General features: G+C 75.9%; 16 protein-coding genes. 12 read left to right on the plus strand and 4 right to left on the minus strand.

Features of this window, described 5'->3' with window-relative positions:
* Nucleotides 1–89: 89 nt before the first annotated feature.
* The 6 genes from ribD (at nt 90) to hisG (ending at nt 4,936) form a co-directional block, all read left to right on the plus strand.
* Nucleotides 90–1,178 (plus strand): bifunctional diaminohydroxyphosphoribosylaminopyrimidine deaminase/5-amino-6-(5-phosphoribosylamino)uracil reductase RibD, encoded by a 1,089-nt coding sequence (ribD, locus tag ACI79G_RS16785; protein ID WP_456882253.1) that lies wholly within the window; start codon nt 90–92, stop codon nt 1,176–1,178.
* A gap of 2 nt (nt 1,179–1,180) precedes the next feature.
* Nucleotides 1,181–1,834 (plus strand): riboflavin synthase, encoded by a 654-nt coding sequence (locus ACI79G_RS16790; protein WP_456882254.1) that lies wholly within the window; start codon nt 1,181–1,183, stop codon nt 1,832–1,834.
* Nucleotides 1,835–1,895: 61 nt separating this feature from the next.
* A complete protein-coding gene (locus ACI79G_RS16795) occupies nt 1,896–3,203 on the plus strand; it encodes a bifunctional 3,4-dihydroxy-2-butanone-4-phosphate synthase/GTP cyclohydrolase II (RefSeq protein WP_456882255.1) in 1,308 nt (435 codons plus the stop codon).
* Nucleotides 3,200–3,724: a 6,7-dimethyl-8-ribityllumazine synthase gene (ribH, locus tag ACI79G_RS16800; protein WP_456882256.1), complete on the plus strand. Its 525-nt coding sequence runs from the start codon at nt 3,200–3,202 to the stop codon at nt 3,722–3,724. The genes ACI79G_RS16795 and ribH overlap by 4 nt, the downstream gene beginning before the upstream one ends.
* Nucleotides 3,721–3,984: a phosphoribosyl-ATP diphosphatase gene (locus ACI79G_RS16805; protein WP_091217871.1), complete on the plus strand. Its 264-nt coding sequence runs from the start codon at nt 3,721–3,723 to the stop codon at nt 3,982–3,984. Before ribH ends, ACI79G_RS16805 begins: the two co-directional genes overlap by 4 nt.
* A gap of 85 nt (nt 3,985–4,069) precedes the next feature.
* On the plus strand, nt 4,070–4,936 hold the full coding sequence (gene hisG / locus ACI79G_RS16810) for an ATP phosphoribosyltransferase (protein WP_091217869.1): 867 nt from the start codon (nt 4,070–4,072) through the stop codon (nt 4,934–4,936).
* Between the two features lie 181 nt (nt 4,937–5,117).
* Here the strand turns inward: hisG and ACI79G_RS16815 are convergent, their stop codons facing one another.
* Entirely contained in the window at nt 5,118–6,128 is a 1,011-nt protein-coding gene (locus ACI79G_RS16815; protein ID WP_456882257.1) for a DUF2877 domain-containing protein, read from the minus strand.
* Between the two features lie 276 nt (nt 6,129–6,404).
* Between ACI79G_RS16815 and ACI79G_RS16820 the strand changes: the two genes are divergently transcribed.
* The 3 genes from ACI79G_RS16820 to ACI79G_RS16830 all read left to right on the plus strand — a co-directional run bounded on the left by ACI79G_RS16820 (nt 6,405) and on the right by ACI79G_RS16830 (nt 10,136).
* Nucleotides 6,405–8,351: a PucR family transcriptional regulator gene (locus ACI79G_RS16820; protein ID WP_456882258.1), complete on the plus strand. Its 1,947-nt coding sequence runs from the start codon at nt 6,405–6,407 to the stop codon at nt 8,349–8,351.
* A 121-nt stretch (nt 8,352–8,472) separates the two neighbouring features.
* Nucleotides 8,473–9,210 (plus strand): DUF5995 family protein, encoded by a 738-nt coding sequence (locus ACI79G_RS16825; protein ID WP_456882259.1) that lies wholly within the window; start codon nt 8,473–8,475, stop codon nt 9,208–9,210.
* Nucleotides 9,211–9,377: 167 nt separating this feature from the next.
* Nucleotides 9,378–10,136, plus strand: a complete 759-nt coding sequence (locus tag ACI79G_RS16830; protein ID WP_456882260.1) for an SDR family NAD(P)-dependent oxidoreductase — start codon at nt 9,378–9,380, stop codon at nt 10,134–10,136.
* A 139-nt stretch (nt 10,137–10,275) separates the two neighbouring features.
* On the opposite strand, the gene ACI79G_RS16835 is transcribed toward ACI79G_RS16830, so the two are convergent.
* Together ACI79G_RS16835 and ACI79G_RS16840 are read right to left on the minus strand one after the other, a co-directional pair.
* Nucleotides 10,276–11,004 (minus strand): GNAT family N-acetyltransferase, encoded by a 729-nt coding sequence (locus ACI79G_RS16835; RefSeq protein WP_456882261.1) that lies wholly within the window; start codon nt 11,002–11,004, stop codon nt 10,276–10,278.
* A 9-nt stretch (nt 11,005–11,013) separates the two neighbouring features.
* Nucleotides 11,014–12,558: a helix-turn-helix domain-containing protein gene (locus ACI79G_RS16840; protein ID WP_456882262.1), complete on the minus strand. Its 1,545-nt coding sequence runs from the start codon at nt 12,556–12,558 to the stop codon at nt 11,014–11,016.
* Nucleotides 12,559–12,636: 78 nt separating this feature from the next.
* Here ACI79G_RS16840 and ACI79G_RS16845 point away from each other — a divergent pair, with 78 nt between their 5' ends.
* Both ACI79G_RS16845 and ACI79G_RS16850 read left to right on the plus strand, forming a co-directional pair.
* The gene (locus ACI79G_RS16845) at nt 12,637–13,386 is read left to right on the plus strand and encodes an SDR family oxidoreductase (protein WP_456882263.1); all 750 of its coding nucleotides are present in this window, start codon (nt 12,637–12,639) and stop codon (nt 13,384–13,386) included.
* A gap of 139 nt (nt 13,387–13,525) precedes the next feature.
* A complete protein-coding gene (locus tag ACI79G_RS16850) occupies nt 13,526–14,446 on the plus strand; it encodes a DMT family transporter (protein ID WP_456882264.1) in 921 nt (306 codons plus the stop codon).
* Between the two features lie 2 nt (nt 14,447–14,448).
* On the opposite strand, the gene ACI79G_RS16855 is transcribed toward ACI79G_RS16850, so the two are convergent.
* On the minus strand, nt 14,449–15,327 hold the full coding sequence (locus ACI79G_RS16855; RefSeq protein WP_456882265.1) for a universal stress protein: 879 nt from the start codon (nt 15,325–15,327) through the stop codon (nt 14,449–14,451).
* Nucleotides 15,328–15,450: 123 nt separating this feature from the next.
* Between ACI79G_RS16855 and ACI79G_RS16860 the strand changes: the two genes are divergently transcribed.
* A complete protein-coding gene (locus ACI79G_RS16860; protein ID WP_456882266.1) occupies nt 15,451–16,458 on the plus strand; it encodes an Acg family FMN-binding oxidoreductase in 1,008 nt (335 codons plus the stop codon).
* The last annotated feature ends 2 nt before the right edge of the window (nt 16,459–16,460 follow it).

Here is a 16,460-nt window from a genome sequence, read left to right on the forward strand (position 1 = left end):
TGCGGCGCCGCAGCCCGTGTCCGCGGCCCCCCGCCCCCGGCGCGCCGCGGCCGCGCCCGCGCCCCCCCGCCCGCCGCGGCGCGGCAGAGGTGAGCGTCTCCGCGGCCGAGCTCTCGGCCATGGCCCGGGCGCGCGAGCTGGGCGCGGGTGTCCTCGGCACCACCAGCCCGAACCCGCCGGTGGGCGCGGTGGTGCTGGCCGCCGACGGGGCGCCGGTGGGGGAGGGCGCGACCGCACCGCCCGGGGGCCCGCACGCCGAGGTCCGGGCGCTGGCACAGGCCGGGGAGCGGGCCCGCGGGGGCGCCGTCGTCGTCACCCTCGAGCCGTGCGCGCACACCGGCCGCACCGGGCCGTGCACCGAGGCGCTCATCGCCGCCGGCGTGGCCCGCGTGGTGGTCGCCGTCCCCGAACCGACGCAGCTGGCCGGGGGAGGCGCCGCCCGGCTGCGCGCCGCCGGCATCGAGGTCGAGCTCGGCGTGGAGCAGCAGGCCGCCGAGGAGGGCGCGCTGGGCGCGTGGCTGACCGGCGTGCGCGAGCACCGCCCGTTCGTGGTCTGGAAGGTCGCCGGCACCCTCGACGGCCGCGTGGCCGCCGCCGACGGCAGCAGCCGCTGGGTCACCGGCCCGGAGGCGCGGGCCGCCGTCCACCGGCTGCGGGCCACCTGTGACGCGGTCGTCGTCGGGTCGGGGACGGCGCTGACCGACGACCCGCAGCTGACCGTCCGCGACGCCGAGTTGCCCCCCACCCACCCGGCCGCCGCGCGGCAGCCGCTGCGGGTGGTCCTCGACCGCCGCGGCCGGTTGCCGGGGACCGCCCGGGTGCTCGACGACGCCGCCCCCACCCTGGTCAGCGCCGCGGCCGGCCCGCGGGAGCTGCTCGAGGAGCTCTTCGCCCGCGACGTGCGGCGGGTGCTGCTGGAGGGCGGGCCGACGCTGGCCGCCGCCTTCCTGCGCGAGGGACTGGTCGACGAGGCGGTCGTGCACCTGGCGCCCAAGCTCCTGGGCGCCGGCGCACCGCTGATCGGGGACCTGGGAATCACCGGGATCGGCGATGCGCTGACCTTCTCGGTCGTCGACCTCACCCGCCTGGGCGGGGACGTGGAGATCCGGCTGCGGCCGGACCGGCACACTGGAGACCGGCGCGTCGCGGACCACCACGGCGCGACCGGAGGGAGTTGATCGTGTTCACCGGCATCGTCGAGGAGGTCGGCGTCCTGCTCGCCCGCGAGGAGTCCGGCGGGGTCGGTCGGGAGGCGGACGCCGCCCGGCTGCGCATCCGGGCGCGCAAGGCGCTCGAGGGCGTGGCGCTGGGCGACTCGATCGCCGTCAACGGTGTCTGCCTCACCGTCACCGGGTTCGCCGGGGCGGGTCCGGGGGGCGACGGCGCAGCCGAGGAGTGGACCACCGACGTGATGGCCGAGACCCTCCGCCGCAGCAGCCTCGGCGCCCTCGGCGCCGGCGACCCGGTCAACCTGGAGCGCGCGGTCACCCCGCACACCCGGCTCGGCGGGCACCTGGTGCAGGGCCACGTCGACGGTGTCGGCACCGTCGTCACCCGTACCCCCGGCGAGCACTGGGAGGTCGTGCGGGTCGCACTGCCGCCGGAGCTGGCGCGCTACGTGGTCGAGAAGGGTTCGATCACCGTGGACGGCGTCTCGCTGACCGTCAGCGCCGTCAGCGCCGCGGACGACCCCGAGCCGTGGTTCGAGGTCAGCCTGATCCCCACCACCCTGCGCGAGACCACGCTGGGTGCCGTCCCTCCCGGGAGCCCGGTCAACCTGGAGGTCGACGTGATCGCCAAGTACGTGGAACGCCTGTTGGGAGCACGCTCGTGAACTCACGCAGGGGCACAGCAGCCGAGCGCGCGGAGCCGACGAGCGCCAGCGAGGAGGGTTCGTGAGCGCCAGCATCCGCCTCGACACCGTCGAGGACGCCATCGCCGCGGTCAAGAGCGGCCGCCCGGTCGTCGTGATGGACGACGAGGACCGCGAGAACGAGGGCGACCTGATCTTCGCCTCCGAGCTGGCCACCCCGGAGCTGGTCGCGTTCATGGTCCGCTACACCTCGGGCTACATCTGCGTGGCCGTCACCGAGGCCGACGCCGACCGGCTCGACCTGCCGCCGATGTTCCGGGTCAACCAGGACCGCCGCGGCACCGCCTACACCGTGACCGTGGACGCCCGCGAGGGCGTGACCACCGGTATCTCCGCCGCCGACCGCGCGCACACCATCCGGCTGCTCGCCTCGGTGGAGACCGACTCGACCGACCTGGCCCGGCCCGGGCACATCGTGCCGCTGCGTGCGAGGGACGGCGGTGTGCTGCGCCGGCCCGGCCACACCGAGGCCGCCGTCGACCTCGCGGTGCTCGCCGGGCTGCGTCCCTCGGGCGCTCTCTGCGAGTTGGTCAGCGAGAAGGACCCGGTCGGGATGGCACGCGGCGACGAGCTGCGGGTCTTCGCCGACGAGCACGACCTGTGCCTGATCTCCATCGCCGACCTGATCGCCTACCGCAAGCGCTTCGACAAGCTGGTGGAGCGTGTCGCCGAGGCCACCGTGCCGCTGACGCCGGGCACCTTCACCGCCGTCGGCTACCGCAGCTCCTACGACGAGCGCGAGCACGTCGCCTTCGTCTACGGCGACATCGGCGACGGCGAGGACGTGCTCGTGCGGGTGCACTCCGAGTGCCTCACCGGCGACGTGTTCGGCTCGCTGCGCTGCGACTGCGGCCCCCAGCTGCAGGCCGCGCTGGCTGCGGTGGCCCAGGAGGGGCGCGGCATCGTGCTCTACATCCGCGGGCACGAGGGCCGGGGCATCGGCCTGCTGCACAAGCTGCAGGCCTACCAGCTCCAGGACATGGGGATCGACACCGTCGACGCCAACCTCGACCTCGGCCTGCCCGCCGACGCCCGCGACTACGGCACCGGCGCGCAGATCCTCGTCGACCTCGGCGTGCACACCATGCGGCTGCTCACCAACAACCCCGCCAAGCGCGCCGGGTTGGAGGGCTACGGGCTCAAGGTGACCGGCCGGGTGCCGCTGCCCAGCCACGTCACCGCGGAGAACCTGGCCTACCTGCGCACCAAGCGTGACCGGATGGGTCACCTGCTGGACATCATCGAGCCGGAGACCGAGTCCGGTCCCGCCGACGCGGCGACCGTGCCCCGCACCGACGTGCCGCTGCGCCAGAGGGAGCAGCAGCTGTGAGCGGGAGGGGTGCGCCCGAGGCGGCGGCGGTCGACGCGGCCGGGCTGACGCTCGGCATCGTCGCCACGACCTGGCACGCCGAGATCACCGGGGCGCTGCTGGAGCGCGCGGTCGCCGCCGCGGTCGCCAGCGGCGTCCCCGAGCCGACCGTCGTCCGGGTGCCGGGGGCGGTGGAGCTGCCGGTGGTGGCCCAGGCGCTCACCGAGCGGCACGACGCCGTCGTCGCGCTCGGCGTCGTCATCCGCGGCGGGACGCCGCACTTCGAGTACGTCTGCGACGCGGTCACCGCCGGTCTGACGCGGGTCGCCCTCGATGCGGGCAAGCCCGTCGGCAACGGCGTCCTCACCTGTGACACCGAGGAGCAGGCGCGCGACCGGGCCGGGCTGCCCGGCTCGGCCGAGGACAAGGGCTGGGAGGCGGCCGTGGCCGCCCTGGCCACGGCGCTGACCCTCCGCGGCCTGCGCGGGCCCGCCCGGCCCACCGGCTTCTCGATCCGACCGGCCGACGGGAGCCGCGCGTGAAGACCTTCGACCAGCTGTTCGTCGAGCTCTCGGCCAAGGTCGCCGCGGGCGACCCCGCGTCGGGGACGGTCACGGCGGTCCGCGACGGCGTGCACGCCGCGGGCAAGAAGGTCGTCGAGGAGGCCGCCGAGTCCTGGATGGCGGCCGAGCACGAGGGGGCCGAGCGCACTGCCGAGGAGGTCAGCCAGCTCCTCTACCGGGTACAGGTCCTGATGCTCGCCCGCGGGCTGACCCTGGACGACGTCTATGCCCATCTCTGAAGCCGCCCATCTCTGAAGCCGCCCAGCTCTGACGCCGCCTCCCGCCGAGCCCATACCGACCGAACCCGACCGAAGGAGTCCCTCCGTGCTGCGCATCGCCGTGCCGAACAAGGGCGTCCTGAGCGAGCCCGCGGCTGCCATGCTCGCCGAGAGCGGCTACCGGCAGCGCCGCAGCACCAAGGACCTCGCCGTCTACGACCCCGACAGCGACACCGAGTTCTTCTACCTGCGGCCCCGTGACATCGCCGTCTACGTCGCCGCCGGCACGCTGGACGTCGGCATCACCGGCCGCGACATGCTGCTGGAGACCGCGCCGGCGGTCGGCGAGGGCGCCGCCGCGGTGGAGGTCATGCCGCTGGGCTTCGGCCGCTCCTCCTTCCGGTTCGCCACGCCGGTGGAGTCCGGCATCGAGACCGTCGAGCAGCTGGCCGGCAAGCGGATCGCCACGGCCTACCCGGTGCTGCTGCAGCGCCACCTCGACGAGCGGCGCATCGCGGCGTCGGTGGTCAAGCTCGACGGGGCGGTGGAGACCGCCTGCCGGCTCGGCGTCGCCGACGCCGTGTGCGACGTGGTCGAGACCGGGACGACGCTGCGCGCGGCCGGGCTGCACATCATCGGCGAGCCGGTGCTCACCAGCGAGGCCATCCTGGTGCGGCGGGCCGGGGCCGAGGAGGTGCCCGCGGTCTCGCAGCTGCGCCGCAGGCTGCGCGGTGTCCTGGTGGCCCGGCAGTACGTGATGCTCGACTACGACTGCCCGAACGAGCTGCTGGAGAAGGCCACCGCGCTCACCCCCGGCCTCGAGGGGCCGACGGTCAGCCCCCTGCAGACCGAGGGCTGGTCGGCGGTGCGCGCCATGGTCGCGCAGCACGAGACCAACCGGGTGATGGACGAGCTCTGGGAGCTCGGCGCCCGCGCGATCCTCGTCACCAGCATCCACGCCTGCCGGCTGTGACACCGTCGGCCTACCGGCCGACACCGCGGCCACGTGCCGTTCTCCACCGAGCCGAGCCCCGGACCCCGTCCCTGCTCGGGGGACGCGGTCGGCGGCCGTTCCCGACTGCCGGTGAGCCCTCCCCCCGCCCGACGCACGAGAGCCCCCGTCCCGACGGGACGGGGGCTCTCGGGGTCCTCCTTCAGCGGACGCGCATGGTCCGGTCGACGAGGTCGATCGCGGTGCACAGCCCCAGGGCCATCGCCCGGCCGCTGGTGGCGCCCGTGGCCAGCAGACCGTCGATCGCCGGGCCCAGCGGACGCTCGCCGACCAGCCCGTGCAGCACCGCGGCGTACTCGGCGCTGACCCGGCCGGCGGCCGCGTGCCGCAGCAGCGACCGGGACAGCTCCGTCGTCCGGCCGGCGGCCAGCGCGGAGACCGCGGCGGCGAACCGCTCGGCGGCGGGGTGGCCCAGCAGCACGAGACCGGCCATGGTCCCGGCCATGACGTCGTCCCCGGCCGGGGTCAGCCCCGGGCCCAGGCCGATCAGCCGGGTGGCGGTGCGCAGGGCGGCGTCGAGGTCGGCTCGGCGGACGGCGCCGCGCAGCGCGGCGAGCGGGCCACCGGGACCGGCCGGCAGGCCGGGGAGGGTGAACGCGCTGTGCGGGACCCCCTCGCCGTAGAGGGCGTTGCGGAGCTGGCGGACGCCCTCGGGGAGCAGCGCCGGGCGGGGGCGTGGCAGCCGGGGCCGCGGGTCCCACCAGGCGGCCGCGCTGACGGCGAGGTCACCCACGACGATGCGCCCGCCGCCGACCTCGGCCGGGGCGTCGGGCGGCAGCGCCACCAGCGGGCGGCCGTTGCTGGGGCGGAAGAGCACGCAGGCCAGCGGCAGCCGGGCGGCGTCGCTGGTGAGCACGCCGACGACGTCGCCGCCGCGCTCGGTGGGCACCTGCAGGTAGACGGCGGCGGGGATGCTGAGCAGGACGCGCGCCGGGCGCACCGGACCGCGCAGGAGGTCGGCGACACCGGTGCTCGCCGAGGCGGGCACGGCGGTGGCGGCACGGGCGGGGGGAGCCGTGCGCGCGGTGGCCTGGGCAGACTCGCGCGGCAGCGGGATGGTCGGTAGTCCGGCCCGCGCGGCGCGGCCACGCGGGGAGGTCGGAGCCCCGGGGCGGTTGCCGCCCGGGCCTGCGGTCTCGTCGATGGTGCGCATGGCGACCCTCTTCACGCTGGAAGACCACGGGGAGCACCGTCGGCTCGGGACCCCCCGCCCGGGCCCGTCCACCCGCTGGAGGGAGGTGGGCGGCACCCTGAGGCGGGAACCGGCCTACCATCCACCGGGCGGAGTGGAACCGGGTCTCGAACCTATGCGGCGCGTCGCACGCCCAAGTATGGCGGATGTCGCCAAGAATGGATGATCAGGTCCGGGCACTCCTGACAGGGTGCTGCTGTGTGGCCGTGTGCATCGGCAACTGAGAAAGTTGGTGTCGTGACCCAGGGTGAAGCGCCCCTCGTCGTCCCCACGCTGGGTGAGGGCTTGGTCTCGTCCTGGCGTCACCTGTCGGCAGCGGAGGTGCCGGTGACCGAGAGCCGCGGGGAGCGGCCCAGCTGGCAGGAGCGCATGGGCCTCAGCCTGGCCGAGGCGCTGCGGTTGCCCGGCCTCGCGGGGACGGAGGTCGTCGCCGGGCACGGCGGCCTCGACCGGGTGGTCCGCTACATGGTGGTCGACGACCCCGCCGACCCCCTGGCCGTCGCCGGGCCCGACGTCCTCGTCGTCCTCGGGGCGCGGCTGCCGCCGGCCGACGCCGCCAACTGCCGCGCCCTGGTGGAGCGGCTGGACTCCATGGGCACCACGGCGCTGGCCTACCGCCGGACGGAGGGGCCGCCGCCGGTGCCGGCCGACGTGCTGGCCGAGGCCGACCGCCGGGCGCTGCCGGTGCTCGCCCTGCCCGCGACGGTGCGGATGGGCGAGGTCGTCTCCGAGGTGCTCGGCGCCGTCGTCGGCAAGCAGAGCGAGGCGCTGGCGCTCTCCAGTCGCATGCACGACCAGTTCATCGACGTGGCGCTCAGCGGCGGGGGGCTGGCCGAGGTCACCGAGCAGCTCGCCGACTCCCTGCAGGGCGCCGCCGTGCTGGGCCTGGGACCGGACCGCGAGATCGTCACCAGCGCCGGTCCGCCCGAGGACGTCGCCGAGATCAGCGACTGGCTGTGGCTGCTGGACGCCGAGGCCGAGGACGAGATGGCGATGATGGCGCCGTCCCGCCGGCTCTCGGGCCTGCGCGCCGACCAGACCGTCGTCACCCCGGCCGACGTGCTCGCCGACGCCGACCTCTCCCCGGCCGACGGCATCCTGCTCGTGCCGGGGCACCACGAGCTGCCCGGCGGGGTGGGGGAGTACGCGGTCGCGCCGATCATGGCCGGCGACCAGCGGCACGGCTGGCTGGTCGCCGTCCACCGGGCCGGGCCGCTGCTCGTCGGCGCCGGCGCCCTGCTCGAGCGGGCCGCGGTGGTCGCGGCGCTCTCGGTGATCCGCCAGCAGGCCGTGCACTCGGTCGAGCTGCGCTTCCAGGGTGACCTGGTGCGCCGCCTGGTCGCCGGGTCGCTGCGGCACACCGAGCGGGCGCTGGCCCAGACCCGGTCCTTCGGCTGGCGGCTCGACGGCCCGGTCGTCGTCCTGGTGACCGCCACGGAGACCGCCGCCGACCCGCAGGCCGACCCCACCCGCGCCCTCGACGTCCTCGACCGGCTGGCCGACGGCTGGCGCGCCGCACTGGAGACCGAGGTCTCCGGCGCGGCGGTGGCCGGGCTGTCGACGGAGATCGTCACCGTGCTGCCCCTCGACGGGCGGACGCCGGAGGAGATCACCTCGCTGGTGAGCGCGGTGACCGGCCGGGTCAACGCCCGGGTGCGCCGGGTCGGTCGGGTGCTCGGCACCGGCATCGGCCGCCCGGCCGGCTCGCTGTCGGCGCTCGGCGAGGCCCACCAGCAGGCGTCCCGCGCCCTCGGCGTGGGCCAGGAGATCCACGGGACGCAGGCGGTGACGCACTTCGACCAGCTCGGCGTCTTCCGGCTGCTGTCGCTGATCCCGGACAGCACCGAGCTGCGCAACTACGTCGACGAGGTGCTGGGGACGCTGGCCGACGCCGCCGACCCCGACTCCGCCGACCTGCGGGAGACGCTGCGCGTGCTGCTGGAGACGAACCTGAACGTCGCGGAGTCCGCGCGCCGCCTGCACTTCCACTACAACACGATGCGGTACCGGATCGGCAAGCTCGAGCGACTGCTCGGGCCCTTCACCACCGACCCGACCCTGCGGCTCAACCTGCTGCTGGCGCTGCACGCGGCGCGCATGCGCGGCCTGGACCAGCCACACCGCCCACCGGTGGACGCCGCGATGACGCTGCCCCCGGACGACGGCCTCGACGCGCTGATCTGACGAAGGACCCCGTGAAGGACCCCGCCGCCCCCCACCGCTCGCACGCTCGCGGTGGGACCCTGCACCAGGGCCGTCCGACCGCTCGCACGCTCGCGGCGGGCCCCTGCAACGGGGCCGTGGCGTGACAGAGGCCGTCGCGGCGCTGGTCGACCGCATGGGGCAGCTGCTGGCGCCGCTGGAGGCCGACCGCGACCCGGCGCGCTTCTTCCTGGGCGTGTACCTGCGGACGACGGTCGCCGTCGGCGCGGCGATCGACGCGGGCGCCTTCGAGGACCCGGCCTGGGTCGAGGAGTGGGACGTCGACTTCGCCGGTCTCTACCTCGACGCGCTGACCGCCCACCGCAGCGACCCGGCGTCGGCCCCCCGGCCGTGGCGGCTCGCCTTCGGCGCGCGGCCGGAGCTGCCCCCGGAGGCACACGTGCTGCTGGGCATGAACGCGCACATCAACTACGACCTGCCGCAGTCGCTGGTGCGGGTCATCCCGCCGGAGGAGTTCGACACCCCCGCGGTGCGGGCGATGCGCGGGCGCGACCACGAGCGGATCGACCGCGTGCTCGCCTCCCGGGTCGCCGCCGAGGACGGCGAGCTGCACCGCGCCGGGGGACGGCGGACGCCGCTGGACCGGCTGCTGGCCCCGGTCAACCGCACCGCCAGCCAGGTGTTCCTGCGCGAGTCCCGGCGCAAGGTGTGGGCGAACGCGGCCGCTCTCGACCGCGCCCGCCGCGCGGGTCCGGACGCCGCCGCGGCGCGGCTGGCCGACCTCGAGGCCGCCTCGGCGGCGCGGGTCGACGACCTGCTGCGCCCCGGCCCGGTGCTGGTGCGGCTGGCCGTCCGCGGCTTCGGCGTCACGCTGGCCTGACCCCTCCCCGCGCTGCCGGGACGGGGGGCATCGGCGAGGCTGGGACGACGGCCGCACCCGGTGGTCGCACGAGGAGGAGGTCGCATGAGCGCCGCGAGGACGACGGGCGAGCGAGCATCGCAGCGAGCGCCGGCGAGCGAGGAGCGGAACGAGTCCGGGGTCGAGCGGTGACAGAGGTCGTCCGGCCGCTGTCCGGCAGGGTCGCGCTGGTCACCGGCGCGTCGTCGGGGATCGGCGAGGCCACGGCCGTGGCTCTGGCCGAGGGGGGCGCGTCCGTCGCGATCGGTGCCCGTCGTCGCGACCGGCTCGACGGCCTGGCCGCTCGGCTCGGCGAGGCCGGCGCGAAGGTGGTCACCCTCGACCTCGACGTCACCGACGAGGCGTCCTGCCGCGACGCCGTCGCCCGCACCCGCAGCGAGCTCGGCGGGCTCGACGTCCTAGTCAACAACGCCGGGGTGATGCTGCTCGGCACGATCGTCGGCGCCGATCCCGAGGACTGGCGGCGCATGCTCGGCACCAACGTGCTCGGGCTGATGTACATGACGCACGCGGCGATCGAGGGCATGGTCGAGCAGGGCTCGGGCGACGTGGTCAACATCTCCAGCGTCGCCGGCCGGCAGGCCCGCAAGGGCGCCGGTGTCTACAACGCCTCGAAGTGGGCGGTGAACGCCTTCAGCGAGTCGCTGCGCCAGGAGGTGACGACGAGGGGCGTGCGCGTCTCCCTGGTCGAGCCCGGCGCCGTGAGCACCGAGCTGACCGACCACATCACCCAGCCCGCGGCCAAGGCGGCGTCGGTGCAGATGTACACGAGCATGCGGGCGCTGCACGCCGAGGACGTCGCCCGCGCGATCGTCTACGTGGTCACCCAGCCGCCGCACGTGGCGGTCAACGAAGTGCTGGTGCGCCCCACCGACCAGGAGCGCTGAGCGGCTCGACCGGCCCGCACCCTCGCGCTGTTCCTCGCGCGTCCGCGCTGGCACCGGCGCCAGGGCGGCTGGAACAGCGGGGGAGTGGCACGGCACCCCGCCACGGGCCTGCGAGGGGTGGGGGCAGGAGGGTCCTGCCTCAGTCGACCGGCGGGATCGGCGTGCGGACGGCGTAGAGGACGTCGTCGCGTTCCCGCACGAAGCCGAGACGGGCCGCGACCGCCAGGCTCGCCCGGTTGTCGGGGCTGGTCGTCCAGGTCGGCGTGCGCCCCCGGGAACGGACGTCGGCCACCACCGCGGCGGCGCACGCCGTCGACAGGCCGCGGCCTCGGGCCCCGGGCTCGGTCACCACGCCGAGGTCCTCGAACCGCCGGCCGACCAGGAACGGGCAGGCGACCGAGACCGGTCGGTCGCCGTCGAACGCGGCCCAGGCCCACCCGGACGCCGCGAGTCCGGCCGCGCCGCCCCAGGTCGCGCCGATCCAGGCGAGCGAGGGGGGGAGCACGGCCAGTGCCGGCGCGTCGCCCGCTCCCAGCCGCCGGACCGCGGCGACCGGCGGCGGTGTCTCCGCCGTGGGTGGCAGGACGGCGATCACGCGCGGCCAGATCGCGGTGCCCGGGTCCATGGCGCGCAGTGTCGGCAGCCACTCGGGTGGCGCCTCGACGAACCCGGCGAGACCGTCGATCTCGCGCGGCACCCCTCGCAGCGCGACGTTGCCGCCCGACTCGGCCACCACGGTCCGCGGCGCCGGCCACCGGTCGACCCGGCAGACCCCCACGCCGGTCTGCGCGATGTGCTGCTGGACCAGCGGGCCGGGCCGCTCGGGCGCGAAGAAGCCCGCCACGTCGGCCGCGGCGACCTCGAGCACGTCGGCGGCCTAGTCGTGGAAGACCTCGATGCGGGCGCCCATCTCGACCAGCCGCTCGTAGAGCTGCTCGTAGCCGCGGGCGATGATGTCGACGTTGCGCAGCACCGACGTCCCCTTGGCCGCGAGCATCGCCAGCAGGATGCACACCGCCGGGCGGAGTGCCGGCGGGCAGACCACCTCCGCGCTCGACCAGCGCGTCGGGCCGCTCACCAGCACGCGGTGCGGGTCGAGCAGCCGGACGTCGGCGCCGAGCCGGGTGAGGTCGGAGAGGTGGATCGCCCGGTTGTCGTAGACCCAGTCGTGGATCAGCGTCGAGCCGGTGGCCGCGGCCGCGATGACGGCGAAGAACGGCAGGTTGTCGATGTTGAGGCCCGGGAACGGCATCGGGTGGATCTTGTCGATCGGCGCCTTGAGCTGCGACGGCGAGATGGTGACGTCGACCAGCCGGGTGTGCCCGTTGTCGGCCAGGTACTCCGGGGAGAGGCTGTAGCGCAGCCCCATCTCGGCGAGGGTGGCCAGCTCGACCTCGAGGAACTCGATCGGCGCCCGGCACACGGTCAGCTCGGAGTCGGTGACGATGCCGGCGGTCAGCAGGCTCATCGCCTCCACCGGGTCCTCGCTGATCGTGTAGTCGACGTCGGCGTCGAGCACCGGCCGCCCGCGGACGACCAGGGTGGTGGTGCCCAGCCCCCGGATCTCGACGCCGAGCAGCTGCAGGTACAGGCAGAGGTCCTGGACCATGTAGTTGGAGCTGGCGTTGCGGATGGTCGTCGTCCCGTCGGTGCGGGCCGCCGCCAGCAGCGCGTTCTCGGTGACGGTGTCGCCCCGCTCGGTCAGCACGATGGTGCGGTCGGCCGTGCCGGGCGCGGTGACCGCGGCGTGGTACCGGCCACCGCGGGCCTCGACCTCCAGCCCGAAGGGGCGCAGCGCGATCATGTGCGGCTCGACGGTGCGGGTGCCCAGGTCGCAACCGCCCGCGTAGGGCAGGTCGAACGACGCCGCCCGGTGCAGCAGCGGGCCGAGGAACATGATGATGCTGCGGGTGCGGCGGGCGGCGTCGGCGTCGATGCCGGCCAGGTCGAGCTCGTCGGGGACGACGAGGGTGAGGTCGCGGCCGGCCCCGTCCCAGGTGGCCGAGACGCCGATCGAGCGCAGCACGTCGAGGATCCGGTCCACCTCGACGATGCGGGCCACGTTGCGCAGCGTCGTCCGGCCGCGGTTGAGCAGCGCCGCGCACAGCAGTGCGACGGCGGCGTTCTTCGAGGACTTGACGACGACGCTGCCGCGCAGCGGCACGCCGCCGGCCACCCGCAGGTGGGTGGGGCCGGACGGGCCGACGCTGAACAGCTCCCGCTCCAGCGCCTCGGAGAGCCGGCCGAGCAGCTCGAGGGTGAGGTTCTGGCCGCCCTGCTCGATGCGGGCGACGGCGCTCTGGCTGGTGCCCAGCCGCTCGGCGAGCTGCTGCTGGGTCAGCCCGCGGTGCCGGCGGGCGTCGCGGACCAGCATGCCGATGCGCTGCATGGCGGTGTCGGTGGTGGGTTCGGTGACCGTCACGAGCAGACACGATATCTCGCATGTGAGATCACGAGGCCTCGGCACGCCGGGACGGAACGGTCCGGCCAGACTCCAGGCATGGACGTTCTCGTGACGGGAGGGACGGGGCCGCTGGGCCGGCTGGTCGTCGAGCGCCTGCAGGGCGGCGGCCACCGCGTGCGGCAGATGTCGCGACGGGGGACCGGTCCGGGCGGGGTGCGCGGGGACCTGGTCACCGGCCGCGACCTGCCGACGGCGCTGGCCGGTGCGGAGGTGGTCGTGCACGCGGCCACGGGCGTCCGCGACCGCGCCCACTGGGAGGTCGACGTGGCGGGCACCCGGCGGCTGGTGCAGGCGGTCGACCGCGAGCGGCTGCGGCACCTGGTCTACGTCTCGATCGTCGGCGTCGACCGCATCCCCTACGGCTACTACCACGCCAAGTACGCCGCCGAGCAGGTGCTGCTGGCGTCGGGGCTGCCGGTGACGCTGCTGCGGATCACCCAGTTCCACCACTTCGTCGACCAGCTGCTGAGCACGGCCCGGCGCGGGCCGGTCCTGCCGGTGCCGATGGGCTGGCGGCTGCAGCCGGTGGACGTCGCGGAGGCCGCCGCCCACACCGCGGAGGTGGCGCTGGGGGCGCCGGCCGGGGACGTCGTCGAGTACGGCGGACCCGAGGAGCTGACCGCGGCGGAGGTCGCGCGGGCGTGGGCGGCGGCGCGCGAGCCGAACGCCCACGTCGTGGCCACCCCGGTGCCGGGCCGGCTCTCGGCGGCGGTCCGTGACGGCGGCGCGCTGCCCACCCGTGGCGCGCGCGGGCGGCGCACCTACGCCGAGCACCTGCGCGGCTGAAGAAGGACCCCGTCCTCCCCGCCCTTCGCAGGCTCAGGGCGGGACCCGGGACGGGGCCACTCTGCCAGGGACCGCAACGGGGAGGACGACGTCCGGAAAGCGCCGGTGGAGCGTCGGCCGGCCGACCTAGGGTCGCTGCGTGCCCCGTCGCGTCGCCGTCCCCGTGCTCGCCGCCGTCGCCGTCACCGTGCTGGCCTGGGCGTCGGCGTTCGTCGGCATCCGCGCCGTGGGGGCCGACCTCTCGCCGGGGGCGCTGGCACTGGGCCGGCTGCTGGTCGGCACCGCGGTGCTCGGCCTGCTGCTCGTCGCGGCCGGGCGGCCGTGGGTGGCGCCCACCCGGCGGGAGTGGGGACTGCTCGCGGTCTGCGGGATCGGCTGGTTCGGCGTGTACAACGTGGCGCTCAACGCGGCCGAGCAGCACCTGGACGCCGGGACGACGGCGATGCTGGTCAACGTCGGACCGGTCCTCATCGCCGTCCTCGCCGGGCTGTGGCTGGGCGAGGGCTTCCCGCGGTGGCTGGTCGCCGGCCTGGTGGTGGCCTTCGCCGGCGTGCTGCTCATCGGCCTGGCCACCCGCGGCGCCGAGGCCGACGTGCTCGGCGTGGTGCTCTGCCTGGTCGCCGCGGTCACCTACGCCGTGGGGGTCGTCGCGCAGAAGCCGGTGCTGCGCCGGCTGCCCCCGTTGCAGGTCACGGCCACGGCCTGCGCGGTCGGGGCGCTGTGCTGCCTGCCCTGGGCCGGGTCGCTGGTCGCGGAGCTGGGCGCGGCCTCGCCCGGGTCGGTGGCCGGGCTGGTGTACCTCGGCGCGGTGCCGACCGCGCTGGCCTTCAGCACCTGGGCCTACGCGCTGGCGCGCACCGACGCCGGGCGGCTGGGCGTCACCACCTACCTCGTGCCGCCTCTGGTGGTGCTGATGGGCTGGCTGCTGCTCGACGAGGTGCCGCCGCCCCTGGCCGTGGCCGGCGGCGCGGTCTGCCTGGCCGGCGTGGCGCTGTCCCGCCGGCGCGCGGCGGTGCGGCGGCCCGACCCGGAGGTGCAGCGGGCCGCCGCGAGCGCCTGAGCTCAGCCGGCCGGGCGGGACGGGACGACGAGCACCGGCCGGTGCGCGCAGTGCAGCAGCGCGCGGGTGACGTGGCCGACCAGGGTGTCGCGGGCGCCCCCGCGGCCGCGGCTGCCCACGACCACCACCGCCGCGCGGCGGCGGGCGGCCTCGTCGGCCAGGGTCGCCGCGGTGGCCCGCGGCCGGCCGGCCCGCCCGGAGCAGCGGACGGTGACCAGCTCGGTGCCCTCGACGGGGGACGGGGCGGGGGAGCCCACGGACTCCTCGACGGTGACCATCAGCCGCTTCCGGTGCGGGAAGAGCGTGGTGGCCGCGGTGAGCGCCCGCTGCGCGTGCTCGGAGGCGTCGTTGCCGACGACGACCGGCCCGGACTCCACCGCCGTCCACTCGACCGTGGTCAGCGGGTGCGGCACGACGAGCACCGGCACCGGGCTGACGTGCACCACCAGCTCCGAGACGCTGCCCATCGAGGCGCGCATGCCGCTCATCCCGCGCGATCCGACGACCATCAGGTCGGCGTCGAGCTCCTCGGCGGTGCGGGCGAACGCGTAACCGTCGCCGCCGTAGGTGCGCTTGACCAGCGGCTCGGCGTCCCAGCCCGCGGCCTTGGCGAGCTTGACCCCGGTGCGGGCCAGCCGCTCGGACTCGGCCCTGCCCTCGTGCTCCACCAGCCGGCCCAGCGCCTCGGCGTTGGAGGCGCGCTCCATGACGCGGTGCCGCAGCTCGGGGGAGGTGAACGGCGGCTCCCACAGGTTGAGGATCGAGGCGGTGGCCGAGGGCAGCAGCGCCGCAGCCGCCTCGATCGCGTTCACCGCACTCGGGGAACCGTCGTAGCCGACCAGGACGCGGGGGCGTCGGACACCGGTGTCGGGTGCGCTCATGGCGGGCATCGTCCTCCGAGCGGGTCGTTCCCGGGAGGGGCCACGGACCGTCGACCTGGCGCCGTCCACGGGCTAGGCAGGAGAGTCCCGGGGTGTCGTCGTCCCGGGCGGGGAGGAGCCGGGATGGACGAGCAGCAGTGGACGGCGGTGGTGGGCGCCGCCACCCGGGCACCGTCGATCCACAACACCCAGCCGTGGCGGTTCACCGCCTCCGGCGACCGCCTCGAGCTGCACCGGGACCAGGAGCGGGCGCTGCCGGTGCTGGACCGGACGGGCCGGCAGCAGGTGATCAGCTGCGGCGTGGCCGCCGAGTTCGCCGCCGTCGCGCTGCGGGCGGCCGGCGTCGAGGCGGAGATCGAGCTGCTGCCGACAGCGGAGGACCCCGACCACCTCGCCACCGTGCGCGCCGGGGCACCGCGCGAGGTCGCGCCCGCCGACGCCGCCCTGGCCGAGGCGATCGGCCGGCGGCACACCGAGCGGGCGCCGTTCCTGCCGCGCGCCGTCCCCGAGGGCGTGCTGGAGCGCATGCAGGCCGACGCCGGGCTGCTGGGTGTCTGGGTCAAGACGGTCACCGGCTCCGACGAGGAGCTGGCCACCGCCTTCCTGGTCTCCCGCGCCGAGGAGCTCGAGCGCAGCGACCCCGAGTACCTCGCCGAGCTCGAGCGGTGGCTGCGCACCGACCCGGCGGCGGTGGACGGCATCCCGGTCGGCGCGGTCCCGGAGGAGGACCCGGCGACGCGGCCGTCGAACTGGCTGGTCCGCGACTTCGTCGCCGGCAGCCGCGCCCCGCACGACTTCCTGCCGGCCGGTGACCCCGCGGCGCCCCCACCGGAGGTGGAGCGGCCGACCGTCGTCCTGCTGGGGACCGACGGCGACGACCGGACGGCGTGGCTGCTGGCCGGCCGGGCGCTGGGCCGGCTGCTGCTCGTGGCGACGGTGGAGGGGCTGGCCACCTCGCCGCTGACCCAGGCGCTGGACTGGCCGGCCACCCGCACCCGGATGCGCGCCCGGCTCTCGCTGGTCGGCTACCCGCAGATGCTGCTGCGGATGGGCTACCCGTCGACCACCGGCGGCCCCGCGTCGGGACGGCGTCCGGTCAGCGAGGTGCTCCGGTTCGAGCCGACCGGGTGAGA

This window comes from Geodermatophilus sp. SYSU D00779, assembly GCF_054050595.1.